The following is a 20250-nucleotide window of genomic DNA, read 5'->3' as shown; positions in this document are numbered from 1 at the left end:
GCCGCCGGTCGGCCCCCGCACGATGGTCGAGGTGCGAAGGCCGCCCGCGGCCTGAGCCTCGAGACCTGTGGACAGCACAGCGCACCAGTCTCCCCACACCTGGTGACATAGACCGATGCCCCACGTCTACATGCTCAGGTGCGCGGACGGGACCTACTACGTCGGCAGCACACGCAATCTCCAGCACCGCCTCGAGCAGCACGCCTCTGGCCTCGGCGCTCGGTACACGAGCACCAGGACGCCGGTCGAGCTCGTGTGGTCGCAGGCGACAGAGCACATCGGGGAGGCCTATGCCTTGGAGAAGCAGATCCAGGCCTGGTCCAGGGCTAAACGGGAGGCGTTGATCCGTGGCGACTGGGAGGCGGTGACTGCGGCGGCCAGGCGAAGGGGCGGCCGACCCCGTCCGTGACCTCCCTCGGGTCTCGAGGCTCCTCGCAGGGCTCGTCGCACCTCGACCAGCAAGCGTGCCCTTGGTGGTCGAGGTGCGAAGCCGCCCGCGGCCTGAGCCTCGAGACCACCTCGGGGACCTCACTCAGGGTCTCGAGGCTCCTCGCAGAGCTCGTCGCACCTCGACCAGCACGGCACTCGACGGTTGTCGCTCCTCGACCAGCACGGCACTCGACGGTCGTCGCATCTTGCCCGACGGCGTCCCCGCACCTTCATCACCGACAAGGTGCGGGGACGTTCGTCGTGCAGACGGACCGCCCGTCGTCCGGCCGCGGAGGGACCCTCCGTCCGTGGCGTTGGACACGTTAGGCTGCCCTCGTGCGGCCCCTGCGTGCGCGGCCGTGACGACTCGCGACCCTGAGAAGAGGCGTTCTCCAAGTGCCCGACCAGTCCGGACCCACCAACCTCAGCGACTTCGGCCCCAACGAGTGGCTCGTCGACGAGCTGTATGCGCAGTACCAGCAGGACAAGACGCTGGTCGACAAGGCGTGGTGGTCCTTCTTCGAGGACTACACCCCGGGTGAGGCGAAGGGGGGTGCTCCCTCCGCAGCGAACGGGGCCTCTGCCAACGGCGCGGCCGAGCAGAACGACGAGAAGACCAAGCCGAAGAACGAGACCAAGCAGGCCGACAAGAAGCCCGAGCCGGCCAAGAAGCCCGAGCCGGCCAAGAAGGCCGAGCCGGCGAAGAAGGCGGAGCCGGCCAAGAAGGCCGAGCCGGCCAAGAAGGCGGAGGCCGCGGCGACCGCCCCGACCCCGCGCGACCCTGCCAAGCCCAAGATCGAGAAGCCCGACCCGGTCGAGGACGAGCACATCCCCCTTCGTGGTGCGGCCGCCCGCGTCGTCGCCAACATGGAGTCCTCCCTCGAGGTCCCGACGGCCACCTCCGTGCGCGCCGTCCCGGCGAAGCTGCTCATCGACAACCGCATCGTCATCAACAACCACCTCAAGCGGGCCCGCGGCGGCAAGGTGTCCTTCACCCACATCATCGGCTTCGCCATGGTCAAGGCCCTGGCCCACATGCCGTCGATGAACGTCGGCTACACGACGGACGAGAAGGGCAAGCCGGTCCTCGTCAACCCGACGCACGTCAACCTCGGCATCGCCATCGACCTGCCGAAGCCGGACGGCTCCCGCTCCCTCGTCGTGCCCTCGGTCAAGGGCGCCGAGCAGATGAGCTTCAGCCAGTTCTGGGCCGCCTACGAGGTCATCGTCAAGAAGGCGCGCGACAACAAGCTCGCCGTCGAGGACTTCCAGGGCACGACGATCAGCCTGACCAACCCGGGCGGCATCGGCACGGTCCACTCGATCCCCCGCCTCATGAAGGGGCAGGGCGCGATCATCGGCGTCGGTGCCCTCGACTACCCCGCCGAGTGGCAGGGGGCGAGCAACGAGACCCTCGCGCGCAACGCCGTGAGCAAGGTGCTCACGCTCACCTCGACGTACGACCACCGGATCATCCAGGGCGCCGGCTCCGGCGAGTTCCTCGCGGTGATCCACCAGCTGCTGCTCGGCGAGCACGGCTTCTACGACGAGATCTTCGCCAGCCTGCGCATCCCGTACGAGCCGGTGCGCTGGGTCCAGGACATCTCGGCGACCCACGACGAGGACATCAACAAGGTCGCCCGGGTCCAGGAGCTCATCCACGCCTACCGCGTGCGCGGCCACCTCATGGCCGACATCGACCCGCTGGAGTACCAGCAGCGTCGTCACGCCGACCTCGACATCACGAGCCACGGCCTGACCCTGTGGGACCTCGAGCGCTTCTTCGCCACCGGCGGCTTCGGCGGCGAGCCCTTCCTCAAGCTGCGCCACATCCTCGGGATCCTGCGCGACTCGTACTGCCGCAGCATCGGCATCGAGTACATGCACATCCAGGACCCGGACCAGCGCAAGTGGATCCAGGACCGCATCGAGGTCGGCTACAGCAAGACGACGAGCGAGGAGCAGCTGCGGATCCTGCGCCGGCTCAACGCCGCGGAGGCCTTCGAGACCTTCCTCCAGACGAAGTTCGTCGGGCAGAAGCGCTTCAGCCTCGAGGGTGGCGAGTCGGTCATCGCGATGCTTGACCGGATACTGTCCAAGGCCGCCGAGGAGCAGCTTGACGAGGTCTGCATCGGCATGCCGCACCGCGGCCGGCTCAACGTGCTGGCCAACATCGCCGGCAAGAGCTACGGACAGATCTTCCGTGAGTTCGAGGGGCAGCTCGACCCGCGCTCGGTCCAGGGCTCCGGCGACGTGAAGTACCACCTCGGCACCGAGGGCGAGTTCCACGGCGAGGACGGCAGCACGACCAAGGTCTACCTCGCCGCCAACCCGAGCCACCTCGAGGCGGTCAACCCGGTGCTCGAGGGCATCGTGCGCGCCAAGCAGGACCGGCTCAACCGGGGTGGCGAGGACTTCCCCGTCCTGCCGATCCTCATCCACGGCGACGCGGCCTTCGCCGGCCAGGGCGTCGTGGCCGAGACGCTGCAGCAGAGCCAGCTGCGCGGCTACCGCACCGGCGGCACGATCCACGTCATCATCAACAACCAGGTCGGCTTCACCACCGCCCCGTCGAGCAGCCGCTCCTCGGTCTACTCGACCGATGTCGCGCGGATGATCCAGGCGCCGATCTTCCACGTCAACGGCGACGACCCGGAGGCGTGCGTCCGCGTCGCCGAGATCGCCTTCGCCTACCGGCAGGCGTTCCACAAGGACGTCGTCATCGACATGGTCTGCTACCGCCGCCGCGGTCACAACGAGGGCGACGACCCGTCGATGACCCAGCCGCTGATGTACAACCTCATCGAGGCCAAGCGCTCGGTGCGCAAGCTCTACACCGAGTCGCTCATCGGCCGCGGTGACATCTCCGAGGACGAGGCTGCGGCCGCGCTCAAGGACTACCAGGCCCAGCTCGAGCGCGTCTTCGTCGAGACCAAGGAGGCGCTCAAGAGCCCCGTGGAGCATCACCCGAACCCGGAGTCGAGCTCGGAGGTCGACGACAACGCCGGCCTCGAGCGGCCGACCGCGCAGTCGACCGACGCCCCGCGCCGCCGCCCCGACGAGACGGCGATCAGCGAGGCGGACCTCCACCACATCGGCGACGTCTTCGACGACGCCCCCGCCGGCTTCACGGTGCACCCGAAGCTCAAGCAGGCCATGGAGAAGCGCGCCAAGAGCGTCCACGAGGGTGGCATCGACTGGGCCACCGGCGAGCTGCTCGCCTTCGGCTCGCTCCTCATGGAGGGCACCCCGGTCCGGCTCGCCGGCCAGGACAGCCGGCGTGGGACCTTCGTCCAGCGCCACGCGGTCCTCATCGACAAGGAGACCGCGGAGGAGTGGACGCCGCTGAACTACCTCGGCGGCGGCCAGGCCCGGTTCTGGGTCTACGACTCGCTGCTCTCGGAGTTCGCCGCGATGGGCTTCGAGTACGGCTACTCCGTGGAGCGGCCCGACGCGCTCGTCGCGTGGGAGGCCCAGTTCGGTGACTTCTGGAACGGCGCGGCGACGATCGTCGACGAGTTCATCTCCTCCTCGGAGCAGAAGTGGGGCCAGAACTCCTCGGTCGTCCTGCTCCTCCCCCACGGCTACGAGGGCCAGGGCCCGGACCACTCCTCGGCCCGGATCGAGCGCTTCCTCACGCTGTGCGCGCAGAACAACATGACGGTCGCCTACCCCTCGACGCCGGCGAGCTACTTCCACCTGCTGCGTCGTCAGGCCTACGCGCGCCCGCGCCGACCGCTCATCGTCTTCACCCCGAAGTCGATGCTGCGCCTCAAGGCCGCCGCGAGCGCGCCGGAGGACTTCACCTCGGGCACCTTCCGTCCGGTCCTGCCGGACCGTGACGGGCCGAAGGGGGGTCACGTCGACCGGGTGATCGTCGCCAGCGGCAAGGTGGTCTACGACCTCGAGGCCGAGCGCGCCAAGCGCAAGGACGACAAGACGGCGATCCTGCGCCTCGAGCGCTTCTACCCGCTCGCGGGTGCCGAGCTCGCCGAGGCCCTGGCCGACTACCCGGACGCCGAGGTGGTCATCGTCCAGGAGGAGCCGGAGAACATGGGCGGCTGGCCCTTCCTCGCGCTCAACCTGCCGAGGTCCCTCGCGCAGCACGGTGAGACACGTCAGCTGCGGGTCGTCGCCCGGCCGGCGAGCGCCTCGCCCGCGGCCGGCACGTCGAAGAAGCACGCGGCGGAGCAGGCGGCGCTCATGCAGGCCGCCTTCGACCGCTGACGGTCGGCCGTGTACTTCACCGACCGGGGCATCGAGGAGCTCGAGTCACGCCGGGGTGACGAGTCCGTCACCCTGGCGTGGGTCAGCGAGCAGCTGCGGACCTTCGTCGACCTCAACCCTGAGTTCGAGACGCCGGTCGAGCGGCTCGCGTCGTGGTTGGCGCGGCTCGACGACGACGAGCTCGACGACGAGTAGGTTTGTCGCATCATGCTTCCCACGACTGACGCCGCAGGCCACGAGTTCACCCCCAGCGCAGCCCACTCCACCGCTCCCGGCGAGGACGGTGAGCGCCGCGTGAGCATCGTCTTCATCGGCGACTCCCTCGTCGCGGGGGTCGGCGACCCGAAGGCCCAGGGCTGGGTCGGTCGGGTCATGGGGCGCACGGTCGTCGAGGGTGCCCAGCTCGCGTTCTACAACCTCGGCGTGGCCGGGCAGACCTCCGGTGACGTCGCGCAGCGGTGGACCGTCGAGGCGCCGCTGCGGTGGGAGGGCGCGACCGACCGTCGTCTCGTCGTCTCCTTCGGGCGCAACGACGTCGAGGGCGGCGTGTCGCTGGCCCGTCACCGGCTCAACCTCGCCAACATCCTCGACGAGTGCTCGAGCCGGGGCATCTCCCCCTTCGTCGTCGGGCCGGCGCCGGCCGCCGACCCGGACCTCGACGACCAGCTGGCCCAGATCACCGAGGCGCAGCGCGACGTCTGCGAGCGCCGCGGCGTCCCCTTCGTCGACGTCTACGCCCCGCTGGCGGGTCACGAGCAGTGGGACTCCGACATGGCCTCGAGCCTGGACCGGGTCCACCCGGGCCAGGCCGGTTACGGGCTCATCGCGTGGCTCGTGCTGCACCACGGCTGGAGCGACTGGATCTCCTGATCCGCCCTGCCCCCCTTCGCCCGCTCCCCCCCTTCGCCCCCTCCCCCCTTCGCCCCCTCCCCTCGATTCGAGGTAATTTCGGCCGCCCATCCGGTCGCGAATACCTCGAATCGCGAAGGGGGTGCCGGCGAGGGCACTGGTTCGAGGTATAGCCGTCCGCCCGTCCGGCCGCTGATACCTCGACCGGCGAAGGGGGTCAGCCGCGCCACCCTCCCGCGCGGAGCCCGCGGGCGACCTGGTCGAGGAAGGTGTCCTCCTCGAGCCGGAGGCCGAGGACGTTGATCCGGAGCACCCGCTCGGCGCCGAGGACGACCTCGTTGGCGCGGAGCGCGTCGTCGACGGCGGCCAGCCCCCACAGGTGCCCCGCCCCGTCGATCTCCACGACGAGGTCGTACTCCTCGAAGGCCACGTCGAGATAGGCCCGCCCGCCCGGCAGCTCGCGGACGGCCTGCCGGCTCGGCTCTGGCAGCCCCCGCCGACGGCATGCCCCGGCGAAGTCGAGCTCGCCCAGGGACTCCACCCCGCACGCGATGTCACGCACGAGCTGGCGGACGACGGCACGCCGCGTCCGACCCCGGACGACACGCTGGGCCTCGAGGAGCTGCTCACCGGTCGCGAGCCGCTGCTGGACGGTCATCGCGAGGATCGTCCCGGCGCTCCGGTCGCTCACCGCCCAGTGCGCAGCGCGGATCGCCGCCACCGCGGGTCGGGTCCGGGGCAGCCCCGCGCCAGCAACCTCGCCGTCGACCCGCCGGATCACCTTGTGCACCCTGACTCCGGAGGTCTGCGCGTAGTCGTGGCGGTGGAGCAGCGAGACATGGACCTGCTCGTCGCTCCAACCCTTGAGCCCCGCGGCCTGGAGCGCGGAGACCCCGTCGATGAGGGCGACCCCCTCGCCGATCTCCCAGATCGCGCGCCAACGGGCTGCGACAGGGGTCAGCGGCGCGTCCCGGACCCCGACGGTCTGCCGGCCGTGGAGCACCCAGCGGGCCGCCCCGATCTGCCGGGCGGTCTGCTGCCGGCTCACCCCCATGCCGCGGAGCAGGCGTCGACTCAGCACGTGGTCGTAGGCCTCCGCCGCGGCCATGACTCGTCGATGGCGCTCGAGCGGGGTCTCCGTGGCCGGCATGGGTCGAGAGTCGTGGGGAGCGGCGCGCTCCGCCGTCGGGCGAGCGGGCCTGTGGACGAAGGGGTGACCCGGCGCGGGGGTGTGGACGCCGGCGCCGGCCGAGGCGAAGGGGGTCAGAGGCGGCGGAGATACTCGCGCAGGGCGTCCCACTGGTCCCGGGGCTCGAAGCCGGTCGCCGCGAGCTTGTCGAGCGGCAGCAGGCTGTGCGTCGGGCGGGGGCTGATCGTCTTGCCCGCGGCGTACTCGGCGGTGCTCACCCCCGTGACGTCACCCGCGTCACGCCCCCGCGCCACGAAGACCTCCCGCGCGATGTCCGCCCACGTGGCCTGCTCCCCCGCGTTCGTGCAGTTGTAGACGCCGAAGGGCGCCTCGCTCCGCACGAGGTGCACGGTCGCCGCGGCGAGGTCCTCGGCGAAGGTCAGCCGCCCGTGCTGGTCGTCGACGACGCTGGGGCTCACCCCGGTGTCGGCGAGCCGGGCCATCGTCGTGACGAAGTTGCCGCCGTCGCCGATGACCCACGAGGTCCGCAGCACGTAGTGCCGGGGCACGACCGTGACGGCGAGGTCGCCGGCGGCCTTGGACTGCCCGTAGACCCCGAGCGGCGCGAGCGCCTCCCCCTCCGGGTGCGCGTCGGCCTCCCCGTCGAAGACGTAGTCGCTCGAGTAGTGCACGAGGGTGAAGCGGTGCTCGACCGCTGCCCGGGCCAGCGCGGCGACCGCGGTGGCGTTGACCGCCCAGGCCAGCTGCCTCCCTTCGCCCGTCTCTGCGGCGTCCACCGCCGTCATGGCGCCCGCGTTGATGACGACGTCGTGCTGCGACCAGTCGTAGGCCGCGATCGCGGCCGCGTCGGTGAGGTCGAGGTCGGCCGAGCCGAGGGCGACGGCCTCGGGTAGGAGGGCCTGGAGCGCCCGCCCGACCTGGCCGCCGGCACCGAGGATCACCGGCGGCCGCGGGGCGAAGGGGGTGACCTCCGCCAGCCTCGGGTTGGCCTGGTCCTTGGCCGAGATCTCGGACTCGGCGAGCGGGATGGGCCACTCGATGGCCGCAGTGGGGTCGTCGAGCGCGAGCGCGGGATAGGTGATGCCGGGGCGCCAGTGGGCGTTGACGAGGTAGCTGTAGGCGGTGCCGTCCTCGAGGGCCTGATAGCTGTTGCCGACCCCGCGGGGGACGTAGACGGCGACCGACTCGTCGATCTCGACGGTGACCGTCGCGCCAAAGCTCTCCCCGGCGCGCAGGTCGACCCAGGCCCCGAAGACGCGGCCGGTCGCGACGGAGACGTACTTGTCCCACGGCTCGGCGTGGATCCCGCGCGTGGCGCCGCGGGAGGCGTTGTAGGAGATGTTGTGCTGCACCGGGCCGAAGTCCGGCAGGCCGAGGGCGGTCATCTTCTCGCGCTGCCAGCCCTCCTTGAACCAGCCGCGGGAGTCGCCGTGCACGGGCAGCCGGACGACGAGCAGGCCGGGGATCGCGGTGCGCTCGACGGTGAGCTCGGTCATCACTGCCCCTGCGCCGCGTACTTGGCCTCGACGGCGTCCTTGTGGGGGCGCCACCAGTCCTCGTGCTCGCGATACCAGGCGATGGTCCGCTCGAGCCCGGACTCGAAGTCACCGTAGGTGGGCCGCCAGCCGAGCTCGGTGCGCAGCTTCGTCGAGTCGATGGCGTAGCGCAGGTCGTGCCCGGCGCGGTCGGTGACGTGGTCGAAGGCGTCGGCGGGCCGGCCCATCTGCGTGAGGATGAGCTGGACGACCTCGAGGTTGTTCTTCTCCCCGTCGGCGCCGACGAGGTAGGTCTGGCCGATCTCCCCCTTCGTGAGGATCGTCCAGACGGCCGAGGAGTGGTCGTCGGCGTGGATCCAGTCGCGCACGTTCTCCCCTGACCCGTAGAGGCGGGGGCGGATGCCGTCGATGACGTTGGTGATCTGGCGGGGGATGAATTTTTCGATGTGCTGCCAGGGGCCGTAGTTGTTGGAGCAGTTGCTCAGGGTGGCCTGGACGCCGAAGGAGCGGACCCACGCGCGGACGAGGTGGTCGCTGCCGGCCTTCGTCGCGGAGTAGGGGCTCGAGGGGTTGTAGGCCGTCGCCTCGGTGAAGCGCTCCGAGTCGTCGAGCTCGAGGTCGCCGTAGACCTCGTCGGTGGAGATGTGGTGCAGCCGGGTGCCGTGCCGGCGCACCGCCTCGAGGATGGTGAAGGTGCCGACGAGATTCGTCTGGACGAAGGGGGTGGGGTCGGCCAGGGAGTTGTCGTTGTGCGACTCGGCGGCGTAGTGCACGACGGCGTCGTGCTCGCCGACGAGCCGGTCGACGAGGGGGGCGTCGCAGATGTCGCCGACGACGAGCTCGACGCGCTCCGGCGGCAGGGCCGCGAGCGACTCGCGGCTGGCGGCGTAGGTCAGCTTGTCGAGGACGGTCACCCGCGTGTCGGTCGTCGCGACGAGGTGGTGAACGAAGTTGCTGCCGATGAACCCGGCACCCCCGGTGACCAGAATTCGATCCATACCCGCAGCCTAGGTGCGCCGACCTACGCTGGGGCCATGCGCGGCATCATCCTCGCCGGCGGGACCGGCTCGCGGCTGCACCCGATCACGCTCGGCGTGAGCAAGCAGCTCGTCCCGGTCTACGACAAGCCGATGATCTACTACCCGCTGAGCACGCTCATGCTCGCGGGGATCGACGAGATCCTCGTCATCACGACCCCGCACGAGGCCGACCTCTTCCGCCGGCTGCTCGGCGACGGGAGCAGGTTCGGGATCTCGCTGACCTATGCGGTGCAGCCGAGCCCGGACGGGCTGGCGCAGGCCTTCGTCATCGGGGAGGACTTCCTCGCGGGCGGGCCGGCGGCGCTGGTGCTCGGCGACAACATCTTCTACGGGCCGGGGCTGGGGACCCGGCTGCGGGACCTGCGGGACATCGACGGCGCCTCGGTCTTCGGCTACCGGGTCGCGGACCCGTCGGCGTACGGCGTCGTGGAGATCGACGGCGAAGGGAGGGCCGTCTCGTTGGAGGAGAAGCCGGCCGAGCCCCGGAGCAGCTACGCGGTCCCCGGCCTGTACTTCTACGACTCCGACGTCGTGCGCCGGGCGAAGGCCCTGACGCCCTCAGCGCGCGGGGAGCTGGAGATCACCGACCTCAACCGCACCTACCTCGACGAGGGCCGGCTGCAGGTCACGGTCCTCCCCCGCGGGACGGCGTGGCTCGACACCGGGACGTTCGACGACCTCAACGACGCGAGCAACTACGTCCGCACGCTCGAGGGCCGGCAGGGGCTGAAGGTCGGCTGCCCCGAGGAGGTGGCCTGGCGGATGGGATTCATCGACGACGACGGCCTGCGTGAGCGCGCCGAGCCGCTGCGCAAGAGCGGCTACGGCGCCTACCTGCTCGGCCTCCTCGACTAGAAGCGGGCCTCGAGCGCGACGATCGTCTCGACGGCCGCGTCGATCTCGACGGCCATCGCGTCGAACGCGCTCTGGTCCATCCGATAGGGGTCGGCGACGTCGTCCTGCCCCGCCTCGGCCTTGGCCAGACCACGCTCGCGGGCGAGCTCCTGCGGGATCCGCTGCCACCGCTCCTCCGGGGTCGTCAGTCCGGCGAGCCGCTCCTCCCAGGATCGGCGCTCGTCGGCGGAGGTGATGAGTCGCGCCATCTCCTTGACCGTGTAGCAGCGCTTGAGCAGCCGGGGCGCGTAGGAGAGCACGGTCTTGCGGTGCTCGACGGTCAGCGGCAGGACGAGGTCGACGTCCTGGAGCAGCTGCTCGGTGATCTGACGGGCGGCGAAGGTGTCATGCGCCACACCTCTGGCCTCGAGGAGCGTCGCGCTCCCAGGGTCGACGCCCTGGTCGACGAGGGCCCCGGTCCCGACGCTGCTGACGTCGAAGGCGCCCGGGCGGACCGCGTCGAGTCGGTGGGCCAGGAGCAGCTGGGCGTAGGGCGAGCGGCAGATGTTGCCGGTGCACACGGTCATGATCTGCACGGTCATGCGGCCATCCTGCCGCACGGCGTCGGTCGGCGGCCCCGTCTCCCGTGTGAGAGGATCCTCAGGTTTGGCTCAGCTCTGGGGAAGGCTCGCGGTGGAACTGCAGGACTATATCCGCATCGTCCGCAAGCGGTGGATGACCATCGTCCTGACGACCCTCGTCGTCATCGGGCTGGCGGGGCTCCTCACAGCCACCGCGACGAAGCAGTACGCGTCGACGACGCAGTTCTTCGTCTCGGTCTCCGGTGCGGACGACAGCGCCCAGCTGCAGCAGAGCAACACCTTCATCCAGCAGCGGGTCAAATCCTATGCCCAGCTGCTCAAGACTCCCCGCGCGCTCGACCCGGTGGCCGAGGCTCTCGGTGACGGCACCGACGTGGACGACCTCGCAGACCAGATCACCGCGGTCACCCCGCCGGACACCGTCATGCTCGAGGTCAGCGTCACCGACCCCTCCCCGGAGCACGCGCAGAGCGTCGCGACCGCCATCGGCGAGAGCTTCCCCGGTGTCGTCGACGAGATCGAGCGGCCCTCCGACGCGAGCAAGCGCAGCCCGGTCAAGGTCTCGCTCGTCCAGCCCGCCGAGACGTCGAGCACCCCGGTCTCGCCCAACCCGGTGCGCAACCTCGCGCTCGGCGTGGTCCTCGGCCTCCTGCTCGGCCTCGGCCTCGCGGTGCTGCGTCAGCTCATGGACACGACGGTGCGCACCGCCGACGACGTCGAGGAGATCACCGAGGAGCCGATCATCGGCGCTGTGCACTTCGACCCGCGGGCCGGCAAGGAGCCGCTCATCGTCGAGACGGACCCGAGCTCGCCGCGCTCCGAGGCCTTCCGCGCGCTGCGGACCAACCTCATGTTCGTCAACGCCGCCTCGCACCCACGCACCATCGCCCTGACCTCGTCGATCCCCGGCGAGGGCAAGAGCACGACGATCGCGAACCTCGCACTGACCTTGGCCCAGTCCGGCTCGCGGATCTGCCTCGTCGAGGGCGACCTGCGCCGTCCGCGCCTGCTCGAGTACCTCGGTCTGGAGGGTGTCGCGGGCCTGACTGACGTCCTCATCGACCGGGCCACGCTGGACGAGGTGCTGCAGCCCTTCGGCGAGCACGGGCTCGACATCCTCGGCTGCGGGTCGATCCCGCCGAATCCGAGCGAGCTGCTCGCCTCGACGGCGATGAGCACCGTCCTGAGCGACCTCTCCTCCCGCTACGACTACGTCCTCATCGACACCCCGCCCGTGCTCCCCGTGACCGACGCCGTCGTCCTCAGCACGAAGGTCGACGGGATCATGGTGCTCGTCGGGACGACGATCGTGCGCAAGGAGCAACTCGAGTCGACCCTGGAGGCGCTCGAGGCGGTGGACAACACCGTCCTCGGCCTCGTCCTCAACCGGGTGAGCACCAAGAGCGGCGAGGGCACGGGCTACTACGGCTACTACAGCGACGAGCAGACGCTGAAGACCCGCGGGGACCGGCGCAAGCAGGCGAAGCGGTCGGGCGGCCGCACGGCGGCGGTCTGATCGTGGCCTACCAGCGCACGAGGCGGAGCACCCGGTGGCTGTGGTGCCTCGTCGACCTGCTCATCATCGTCGGCGCCTTCTACACCGCGGCATTGATGCGCTACGACTTCAGGCTGGACCTCTCGTTCAGCGCAGCAGTGAGCACGTGCATGGCCATCGCCCTCGTCGCGCACATGGTCATCGGCACCCTCTGGGGCGCCTATGCCGCCGGGCACGAGCGGGGCTCCTACGAGGAGATCATCGACATCGGCATGACCGTGGTGCTCTGGGCGGTGCCGCTCGGTGTCATCTCCATGCTCGTCCCCTACGACCTCGGGCCCCGCAGCCTGGCCTTCACGGCCGGCGCGCTGGCGATGCTCGGCATGTTTGGCGCCCGCTTCGTCCTGCGCGCCGCGAGGATGCGGCCGGGGTCTTCACGCGAGCCGGAGAGTCGCCCGACGATCGTCTTCGGCGCGGGCGAAGGGGGGCGGCAGCTGGTCCGGGCTCTCGTCCGGGACCCTTCCGCCGGGTTGACCCCGGTGGCGTTCATCGACGACGACCCCCGGAAGCGCCGGATGCGCATCAGTGGCGTCAAGGTGCTCGGTGCGCGAGCGGACCTGGCGCGCGTTGCCGAGGACTCTGACGCGAAGGTCCTCGCCGTCGCGGTGCCGAGCGCGGACTCTGAGCTGCTTCAGGACCTGCGCCGACGCTCGGACGAGGCCGACCTCGAGATGCTCGTGCTGCCCTCGGCCGGCGAGATGCTCGGCGGGGCGAAGGGCACCGACCTGCGAGGCCTCGACGTGCGCGACCTCCTCGGACGTCGCCCCATCGAGCTGGACCACGGCGCGATCGCCGACTCGATCCAGGGCCGGACGATCCTCGTCACCGGCGCGGGCGGATCGATCGGCTCCGAGCTCTGCCGGCAGATCGCCCGGTTCGGCCCGGCGAAGCTCTACCTCCTCGACCGTGACGAGTCGGCGCTGCACGCCGCCCAGATCTCGGTGACAGGTCGAGGCCTGCTCGATGACGACACCATCGTGCTCGCGGACATCCGTGACGCCGAGCGGATGCGCGAGGTGATGGAGCAGACCAAGCCCGATGTCGTCTTCCACGCCGCCGCGCTGAAGCACCTGCCTCTGCTCGAGCAGTACCCGATGGAGGCGTGGAAGACTAACGTCGTGGGCACGCTCAACGTGCTCCGCGCGGCGCAGGCCGTCGGGGTGCAGACCTTCGTCAACGTCTCGACGGACAAGGCCGCGAACCCCTCGTGCGTCCTCGGCTACTCCAAGCGGATCACCGAGCGCCTGACCGCGTCCTTCGCCGACCATGACGAGCACACCTACGTCAGCGTCCGGTTCGGCAACGTGCTCGGCTCCCGCGGCTCGGTCATCACCGCGTTCACCGCCCAGATCGAGCAAGGTGGACCGGTCACGGTCACCCACCCGGATGTCGAGCGCTACTTCATGCTCATCCCCGAGGCCTGCCAGCTCGTCCTCCAGTCGGCTGCGATCGGCCGTGACGGGGAGGTCATGGTCCTCGAGATGGGCAACCCGGTGAAGATCGATGAGGTCGCCAAGACATTGATCAGCATGTCGGGCCGCAAGGACGTCGAGATCGCCTACACCGGCCTCCGGCCGGGCGAGAAGATGTCGGAGGAGCTCTTCACCCCTGGGGAATCGATCAAGGGCACCGGCCATGAGCTCGTCTCGAGCGTCGATGTGCCTCGCCTCGAGCCTCGAACCGTCGACGAGACCGTGCACTCCTCCCCCGAGGCCTCGGTCGAGTGGATGTGCAGCGCCGCGACATCTGAGGCGGACTTTGTGAGGTCGGACAGTGTGGCTGCAACGACTGCCAGGGAGGCCTAACAGTGCGTCGCGCTTTGCTGGGCGGGTTGGTCTCACTAGCGACGACCTTCGTCACGGCACCTGCCATCCGCGAAGTGCTGATCCGTCAGGGGACCATGGACATCCCCAACCATCGCTCCTCGCACACGACGCCCATTCCACGGGGGGGTGGGCTGGCCTGCCTCACAGGGGTCGCGATGGGGACGCTGGTGACCGGTCGACAGGGCAAGATTCGGGGGCGGACCATGGCTGGGGTCGCCGCGCTGACCGCTGCGGGGTTTCTGGACGACCAGTCCGTTGATGGAGTAAATCCATACATCCGTCTCGCAGTGCAGGCGGTCGCAGGAGCCGTCTTCGGACCGAGCCTCGCGGTGGCACCCATCAGCAGCCTTGGGACCGCGGGCACAGTGAACGTTGTGAACTTCATGGACGGAATCGATGGGATCACCGGAGGTATCGCAGCCGTCTGGGGCGTCTCGACATTGTGCGCGGGCCGAAGGGAGCGGGACGCTGTGCTGCAGACATTCGGTTCTGTCACCGCTGGCGCGGGGCTCGGCTTCCTCCCCTGGAACTTGTCCCGCGACCGCTTCTTCCTGGGCGACGTGGGCAGTTACCTGTTCGGCAGTCTTATGGCGGCCAGCATCTCCCATGTCGCGACGCGGCCGCAGCTAGCTCTGAGGGTCGCGGCGCCCTTGCTCCCCTACATGGTGGATGCAACTCAAGCCCTGGTAAGGCGGGCAATGTCAGGGGACTCCCTGACAGAAGCCCATCGTGGCCACGCTTACCAACGGCTCGTGGACGAACACGGGCTGACTCACTCGTCCGTGGCCCTGGCTCACTCGGTTACGGCGGCCGTCATCGCAATCAGCGTCGCCAACCTTCCTGGACGGATCAGCGTGGGGGTGGCCGCTGCTACCTCGGCCGCGTACGTGACGGCTCCGCTCTGGTTCGATGCCGAGGCCTTCCGTCCGATTGAGAGAGGGGGCACCCCATGAAAGTTGCAGTATTCGGGGCTAGCGGATTCGTAGGTGGCGCCGTGGCCAATGCTCTCAGGGAGGCTGGTCACGAGGTCGCTCGCCAACGGACACCACGGCTTCGCGTGCCATCCGCGCTGGCAGCCAGGGCCTTTCCAGCAACAAACCATGAGTGTGTGGATGTGATTGCCAGTGCCCTTGAGGGCTGCAACAGTGTCATCAATGCAGCTGGAGACCCCGACGCGTCAAGTCAAGACCTAAACGCCCTTCTCGGCGCCAACGCCGCGATCCCCGGTCTTGTCGCGGCGGCAGCACAACAGGTTGGCGTTCGCCGCGTAATCCACGTTTCCTCGGCAGCCGTCCAAGGGAGGCGGCCAGTATTGGATGAGTCACCAGAGGTCCAGCCATTCTCGCCGTATTCGTGGTCGAAGGCTGTCGGTGAGCGGACCTTCCAAAGCTGGGCTCCAGAGGAGGGTGTGATCTACCGACCCGGGAGCGTTCATGCTCCAGATCGAAGGGTCACTAGATCACTATCGCGGCTGGCGAGGTCCCCCCTTTCGACCGTCGCAGGGGACGGGTCCAATCGCACGCCGCAGGCGCTCATAGGAAATGTAGGGTCCGCCATAGCCTTTCTGGCCACTACTGAGTCGAAGCCCCCACCGATAGTGATTCATCCATGGGAGGGAATGACTACCCAGAGCCTCCTGGAAGCCCTTGGTCACCAGACGCCTCGCCACCTCCCTGCTTGGGCCGCGCGGGCTCTCCTCACAGCCGGCCGCTTGGCTAGCCGACTCAATGGGCGGGTTGAAGCCGATGTCCGCCGAGTAGAGATCTGCTGGATGGGTCAGGGACAGGCAGACAGTTGGCTCACTGTAGCGGGGTGGCTACCACCCATGGGAGCAGGGGCGTGGGAATCGCTGGCGGAGCAGACGTCATGAGAGGCGACTCCCTCCGCCACGACACCGGTCGTCACACCGCTCGTCCTGTACTCGTCTACGGAACGACCGTGGGCAGCAGCACGCTCAACTTCTTGACGGGTCAGCTTCGCTACTTCAACAGCAACGGTTGGGAAGTCCACGCCGTGTGCTCTCCCGACCACGAATTCGATCGCGCCCTTTCTCGCGAAGGAGTCCTCGGGCATTCGATCCCTATGGAACGGGAAATCTCCCCCGCCAAGGACCTGATTGCTCTCATGCGCTGGATTCGGGTGTTGCGGACCCTGCGTCCCGCGATCGTTAACGTTGGCACCCCCAAGGCGAGTTTACTCGGCCTACTAGCAGCGCGAATCGCCCGGGTGCCCTTTCGAGTCTACACCGTACGCGGACTACGCTATCAGACCGAAACTGGCGCAAAGCGCCGACTACTACTGGCCGTAGAGAGGTTGACTATAGCCAATTCACATTTGGCCGTCGCAGTAAGTCCGAGTGTTCGCGCAGAGATGGAAAGTGATGGACTGAATCGACGGCCTATCGCAGTGATCGGCGACGGGAGCAGTAATGGCGTCGATCAGGTGCCTGCGAACTTCAGTTCACCTGTGTCCCGGGAATCTCTGGGGATCTCCGAATCAGCCTTCGTGGTTGGTTTTGTGGGAAGACTTCACCCCTCGAAGGGCGCAAGCGAACTCGCGGAGGCTATCGACCGCATTTCGGGAGACATTGACGGAATCACGTTGATGGTGGTGGGCGAATCCGAGAGCAGGGAGATGTCGCTGCGTTTGAAGCAACTTTCCGCAACCGTAGTTGAAACCGGGTGGGTCGAGAACACCCGCGACTATTACTCTCTCCTAGACGTTCTTTGTCTTCCCACTTTTAGAGAGGGATTTCCTAACGTGATTCTTGAGGCATCGGCTCATGGCGTACCAACCATTACCACAACCGCAACAGGGGCGGTAGATTCCGTTCTTCATGGCGAAACAGGGTTGCTAGTCCCGGCGGGTGACGCCGGAGCACTGTCTGATGCTCTCCTTCAGCTCGGCCACGATTTTCAGCGCCGAAAGGAGATGGGCCGTAAAGCCCGAGAGTGGGTCATAGAGAATTTCCCAAGGGAGCGCATCTGGGAGGGCTTGGCGAGTATTTACAGGCGATCTCCCTCGCCCGACGTCTCGATCACCAAGGCATACGGATCAAGTCCGCTGGCCGCCCCGCCCGGCCGCTACTCCCCTGACACCGATCTGAACGACTCACCAAACGAAGAGGGACAGGCTACAGCGTGAAGCTACTCATCACCGGCGGCGCGGGATTCATCGGGTCCAACCTGGCTGAACTCGCCATGAGCCGCGACCACTCCGTCACCGTCGTGGACAACCTGGTCACGGGCCATCGCGAGAACCTGGAGGGTCTGGACGTCGACTTCCACGAGATGAGCGTCACCGAGACCGATCGGCTCGAGGCCGTCATGGCGGGTCACCACTCGGTCGTGCACCTCGCGGCCCTGGGAAGTGTGCCCCGCAGCATCAACGCTCCTTTTCCCACCCACGAGACGAATGCGACGGGGACCTTGAGCGTTCTCGAGGCCGCTCGTGCAGCAGGGGTGTCGCACGTGATGGTCTCGGGCAGCTCCTCTGTCTATGGGTCGAACCCCGCTCTGCCAAAGGGAGAGCGGGAATGGGTTCGACCCATGAGCCCCTACGCCGTGACGAAGCTGGCAAGCGAGCAGTACGTTCTGGCGTACCAGAACTCATACGGCATGGATACCCTGGCCTTTCGCTTCTTCAACGTGTTCGGACCCCGCCAGCGGGCAGGCCACGCGTATGCCGCGGTCATCCCGATCTTCTTGGATGCGCTGCTCCGAGGGATGGCTCTTCCGGTCAACGGGGATGGGACCAACTCCCGTGACTTCACCTACGTGGGGACCGTCTGCCGGGTGCTGCTCGACGCCGCGGAGCGGCGAGTGACGCACCCCGAGCCGGTCAACCTGGCCTTCGGCACCAACACCAACCTCAACCAGCTCGTGACGCTCATGTCGGAGGTCACCGGGATCGCGGCGGAGGTGGAGTACCGAGACCCACGTCCAGGTGACGTGCGGCACTCTCAGGCTGACAACTCCAGCCTGACCGCGCTGTTCCCTGGGGTGGCCCCGACGACTCTCCAGACCGGCCTCGAGGAGACCCTGACCTGGTTCCGCTCCTTGGAGACCTACGATGCAACCGCGAACAGCAAGGAGAACCAGCCGTGACCGACACACCGAGTGGAGCCAGCTTCCTCATCACAGGCGGGACCGGGTCCTTCGGCAGCACCATGGTGCGCCACCTGCTGAGCTCGGGAGCCTCCACTGTCAACATTCTGAGCCGTGACGAGGCCAAGCAGGACGAGATGCGACAGTCTCTCGGAGACGGCCGCGCCCGCTTCTTCATCGGCGACGTCAGAGACCGTCACAGCGTCGATGCGGCGATGCACGGTGTCGACTACGTCTTCCACGCTGCGGCCCTCAAGCAGGTGCCCAGCTGCGAGTTCTTCCCGGACCAGGCTGTGAAGACCAACGTTGTCGGCAGCCAGCACGTCATCGAGTCCGCGCACGCACACGGCGTGCGCTCCGTGGTTTGCCTGAGCACCGACAAGGCGGTCTACCCGGTGAATGCCATGGGCATGACCAAGGCGCTCATGGAGAAGACCGCGCAGGCCTTCGCGCGAAACCACCCCGACTCGCAGACCACCGTCTCGGTGACCCGCTACGGCAACGTGATGTACTCCCGTGGCTCGGTGATCCCGCTCTTCGTCCGATTGATTCAGCAAGGCAAGCCGCTGACGATCACCGAGCCCAACATGACTCGGTTCCTGATGTCCCTCGACGAGAGCGTCGACCTTGTCAACTACGCGTTCAGCCACGCGCAGCCGGGAGACCTCTTCATTAAGAAGGCACCGGCCTGCACGGTGGAGACGCTGGCGATCGCGCTGGCCGAGCTCATGGGAGTCGAGCCTGACCTGCGCAAGATCGGTATGCGTCATGGCGAGAAGATGTGGGAGACGCTCCTGTCCCAGGAGGAGATGGTCAAGGCCACAGACCAGGGGGACTACTTCCGCGTCCCCCTGGACGCGAGGGCTCTCGACTACAGCAAGTACGTCGAGGATGGAGAGGACGAGGCCGCGACGGCCACCGAGTACGACTCGAACAATGCCGAGCGCCTCGACGTGGAGCAGACCAAGGCCCTGGTGGGTGCTCTGCCGGAGATGCAGGCGCCTCTGGAGGCACGTCGATGAAGGTCGCCCTCACGGGAGCCCACGGCTTCCTCGGCTGGCACACCCGTCTGCGACTTCATGCGCTCACCGAGCATGAAGTTGTGGCGGTCAGTCGCGAGGAATGGTCCCACCTTCCGTCGCTCCTCACTGACGTAGACGCCGTCATCCACATCGCCGGAGTGAACCGGGCCGAGTCCCCCGATGAAGTAGAGGGCAGAAACGTCCAGCTTGCCGACGACCTGGCGCGCGCGATCGACGGGGCGAATCGGCCCCTTCGCGTCGTGTATGCGAACTCCATCCAGGCTGGCAACGAGACGGCGTACGGTCGGGGCAAGGCGCGAGCGGCCGAGCTGCTCCGCTTGGCAGTCGAAGGCGTCGAAGGTCACCTCGTCGACGTGCTCCTGCCGAACATCTTCGGCGAGCACGGCCGGCCGCAGTACAACTCCTTCGTCGCCACCTTCGCCCACGCGACCATCCACGGTGAAACGCCGACTATCAACGACGCCCAGGTGGGCCTCCTGCATGCGCAAGATGCCGCCCAGGCGCTCCTCGAGGGCTTGACGACCACCGAGATCATGGTCTCTACCGAGCCGGAGAACCACGGGGTGCAGGAAGTATGGGACCTGTTGCAGGAGTTTCACGGTAGTTACGTGCCCGTTGGTGAGATCCCTGACCTATCCACAAAGTTCCGCATCGACCTCTTCAATACGTACCGCGCTGCGCTGTTCCCAAACTACTGCCCCATCAGCCTTGTCCCACACCGCGACCCACGTGGTTCCTTCGTGGAGACAGTTCGCTGCCGCGGTGGAGAAGGCCAGACGTCCTTCTCCACGACCGTCCCCGGGGTCACGCGCGGCGAGCACTACCACCTCCACAAGATCGAGCGCTTCGCGGTCATCCGGGGCCAGGCGAACATGGAGCTGCGCAAGATGTTCACCGACGAGGTCCTCACCTTCGAGGTGACCGGCGACGAGCCGGTAGCTGTCGACATGCCGGTGGGCTGGGTGCACAACATCATCAACACCGGTGACGACACTCTCTTTACCCAGTTCTGGAGCCACGAGCTCTTCCGCCCGGACTCCCCGGACACCTTCCCGGAGCCCGTCCGCCGACGCCCCGCGCAGGAGGTCTGAAC

At 68.1% G+C, this 20250-nt stretch carries 17 protein-coding genes; 13 read left to right on the top strand and 4 right to left on the bottom strand.

What is annotated here, in order from left to right:
- Positions 1-115 precede the first annotated feature (115 nt).
- The 4 genes from JNO54_RS06405 to JNO54_RS06390 all read left to right on the top strand — a co-directional run bounded on the left by JNO54_RS06405 (position 116) and on the right by JNO54_RS06390 (position 5526).
- Positions 116-409, top strand: a complete 294-nt coding sequence (locus JNO54_RS06405; RefSeq protein WP_204143147.1) for a GIY-YIG nuclease family protein — start codon at positions 116-118, stop codon at positions 407-409.
- A 416-nt stretch (positions 410-825) separates the two neighbouring features.
- On the top strand, positions 826-4656 hold the full coding sequence (locus tag JNO54_RS06400) for a multifunctional oxoglutarate decarboxylase/oxoglutarate dehydrogenase thiamine pyrophosphate-binding subunit/dihydrolipoyllysine-residue succinyltransferase subunit (RefSeq protein ID WP_204143146.1): 3831 nt from the start codon (positions 826-828) through the stop codon (positions 4654-4656).
- A 9-nt stretch (positions 4657-4665) separates the two neighbouring features.
- Positions 4666-4851, top strand: a complete 186-nt coding sequence (locus JNO54_RS06395; RefSeq protein WP_204143145.1) for a DUF6104 family protein — start codon at positions 4666-4668, stop codon at positions 4849-4851.
- Between the two features lie 12 nt (positions 4852-4863).
- Positions 4864-5526 carry a GDSL-type esterase/lipase family protein gene (locus JNO54_RS06390; RefSeq protein ID WP_204143144.1) on the top strand — a complete coding sequence of 221 codons (663 nt, stop codon included), beginning with the start codon at positions 4864-4866 and terminating at the stop codon, positions 5524-5526.
- 196 nt (positions 5527-5722) lie between these two features.
- Here JNO54_RS06390 and JNO54_RS06385 read toward each other — a convergent pair whose 3' ends face one another.
- The 3 genes from JNO54_RS06385 to rfbB all read right to left on the bottom strand — a co-directional run bounded on the left by JNO54_RS06385 (position 5723) and on the right by rfbB (position 9149).
- Positions 5723-6655, bottom strand: coding sequence for a hypothetical protein (locus JNO54_RS06385; RefSeq protein WP_204143143.1), 933 nt, complete (start codon positions 6653-6655; stop codon positions 5723-5725).
- Positions 6656-6768: 113 nt separating this feature from the next.
- Positions 6769-8151, bottom strand: a complete 1383-nt coding sequence (locus JNO54_RS06380) for a sugar nucleotide-binding protein (protein WP_204143142.1) — start codon at positions 8149-8151, stop codon at positions 6769-6771.
- Positions 8151-9149, bottom strand: a complete 999-nt coding sequence (gene rfbB, locus JNO54_RS06375) for a dTDP-glucose 4,6-dehydratase (protein ID WP_204143141.1) — start codon at positions 9147-9149, stop codon at positions 8151-8153. Before rfbB ends, JNO54_RS06380 begins: the two co-directional genes overlap by 1 nt.
- 36 nt (positions 9150-9185) lie before the next feature.
- On the opposite strand from rfbB, the gene rfbA reads away from it, so the two are divergent.
- A complete protein-coding gene (gene rfbA, locus JNO54_RS06370; protein WP_204143140.1) occupies positions 9186-10046 on the top strand; it encodes a glucose-1-phosphate thymidylyltransferase RfbA in 861 nt (286 codons plus the stop codon).
- Here rfbA and JNO54_RS06365 read toward each other — a convergent pair.
- Entirely contained in the window at positions 10043-10627 is a 585-nt protein-coding gene (locus JNO54_RS06365; RefSeq protein WP_204143139.1) for an arsenate reductase/protein-tyrosine-phosphatase family protein, read from the bottom strand. The genes rfbA and JNO54_RS06365 overlap by 4 nt on opposite strands.
- Positions 10628-10718: 91 nt before the next feature.
- On the opposite strand from JNO54_RS06365, the gene JNO54_RS06360 reads away from it, so the two are divergent.
- From JNO54_RS06360 to JNO54_RS06325, 8 genes are all read left to right on the top strand, one after another.
- Positions 10719-12143 carry a tyrosine-protein kinase domain-containing protein gene (locus JNO54_RS06360; RefSeq protein ID WP_204143138.1) on the top strand — a complete coding sequence of 475 codons (1425 nt, stop codon included), beginning with the start codon at positions 10719-10721 and terminating at the stop codon, positions 12141-12143.
- Between the two features lie 2 nt (positions 12144-12145).
- Entirely contained in the window at positions 12146-13987 is a 1842-nt protein-coding gene (locus JNO54_RS06355; protein ID WP_307818084.1) for a polysaccharide biosynthesis protein, read from the top strand.
- A gap of 176 nt (positions 13988-14163) precedes the next feature.
- Positions 14164-14961 (top strand): MraY family glycosyltransferase, encoded by a 798-nt coding sequence (locus JNO54_RS06350; RefSeq protein ID WP_204143137.1) that lies wholly within the window; start codon positions 14164-14166, stop codon positions 14959-14961.
- Positions 14958-15878, top strand: coding sequence for an NAD-dependent epimerase/dehydratase family protein (locus JNO54_RS15110; protein WP_372430710.1), 921 nt, complete (start codon positions 14958-14960; stop codon positions 15876-15878). Before JNO54_RS06350 ends, JNO54_RS15110 begins: the two co-directional genes overlap by 4 nt.
- A gap of 68 nt (positions 15879-15946) precedes the next feature.
- Positions 15947-17152 carry a glycosyltransferase family 4 protein gene (locus JNO54_RS06340; protein ID WP_204143135.1) on the top strand — a complete coding sequence of 402 codons (1206 nt, stop codon included), beginning with the start codon at positions 15947-15949 and terminating at the stop codon, positions 17150-17152.
- Entirely contained in the window at positions 17149-18114 is a 966-nt protein-coding gene (locus JNO54_RS06335) for an NAD-dependent epimerase/dehydratase family protein (RefSeq protein WP_204143134.1), read from the top strand. The genes JNO54_RS06340 and JNO54_RS06335 overlap by 4 nt, the downstream gene beginning before the upstream one ends.
- Complete coding sequence (locus JNO54_RS06330) at positions 18111-19136, top strand: SDR family NAD(P)-dependent oxidoreductase (RefSeq protein ID WP_204143133.1); 1026 nt, start codon at positions 18111-18113, stop codon at positions 19134-19136. Before JNO54_RS06335 ends, JNO54_RS06330 begins: the two co-directional genes overlap by 4 nt.
- The gene (locus JNO54_RS06325; RefSeq protein WP_204143132.1) at positions 19133-20248 is read left to right on the top strand and encodes a polysaccharide biosynthesis C-terminal domain-containing protein; all 1116 of its coding nucleotides are present in this window, start codon (positions 19133-19135) and stop codon (positions 20246-20248) included. The genes JNO54_RS06330 and JNO54_RS06325 overlap by 4 nt, the downstream gene beginning before the upstream one ends.
- Positions 20249-20250 lie beyond the last annotated feature (2 nt).

The organism is Janibacter endophyticus (assembly GCF_016888335.1).
Lineage (GTDB): Bacteria > Actinomycetota > Actinomycetes > Actinomycetales > Dermatophilaceae > Marihabitans > Marihabitans endophyticum.
The sequence above is the reverse complement of the archived record's forward strand: the minus strand, read 5'-3'. Positions and strand labels throughout refer to the sequence as shown.

Bases quoted from the DNA above. Each gene is read 5' to 3' on its own strand.
- JNO54_RS06405 (WP_204143147.1), top strand. From the start codon at position 116: ATGCCCCACGTCTACATGCTCAGGTGCGCGGACGGGACCTACTACGTC.
- JNO54_RS06390 (WP_204143144.1), top strand. From the start codon at position 4,864: ATGCTTCCCACGACTGACGCCGCAGGCCACGAGTTCACCCCCAGCGCA.
- JNO54_RS06385 (WP_204143143.1), bottom strand. From the start codon at position 6,655: ATGCCGGCCACGGAGACCCCGCTCGAGCGCCATCGACGAGTCATGGCC.
- JNO54_RS06380 (WP_204143142.1), bottom strand. From the start codon at position 8,151: ATGACCGAGCTCACCGTCGAGCGCACCGCGATCCCCGGCCTGCTCGTC.
- rfbB (WP_204143141.1), bottom strand. From the start codon at position 9,149: ATGGATCGAATTCTGGTCACCGGGGGTGCCGGGTTCATCGGCAGCAAC.
- rfbA (WP_204143140.1), top strand. From the start codon at position 9,186: ATGCGCGGCATCATCCTCGCCGGCGGGACCGGCTCGCGGCTGCACCCG.
- JNO54_RS06365 (WP_204143139.1), bottom strand. From the start codon at position 10,627: ATGACCGTGCAGATCATGACCGTGTGCACCGGCAACATCTGCCGCTCG.
- JNO54_RS06350 (WP_204143137.1), top strand. From the start codon at position 14,164: ATGGGGACGCTGGTGACCGGTCGACAGGGCAAGATTCGGGGGCGGACC.
- JNO54_RS15110 (WP_372430710.1), top strand. From the start codon at position 14,958: ATGAAAGTTGCAGTATTCGGGGCTAGCGGATTCGTAGGTGGCGCCGTG.
- JNO54_RS06325 (WP_204143132.1), top strand. From the start codon at position 19,133: ATGAAGGTCGCCCTCACGGGAGCCCACGGCTTCCTCGGCTGGCACACC.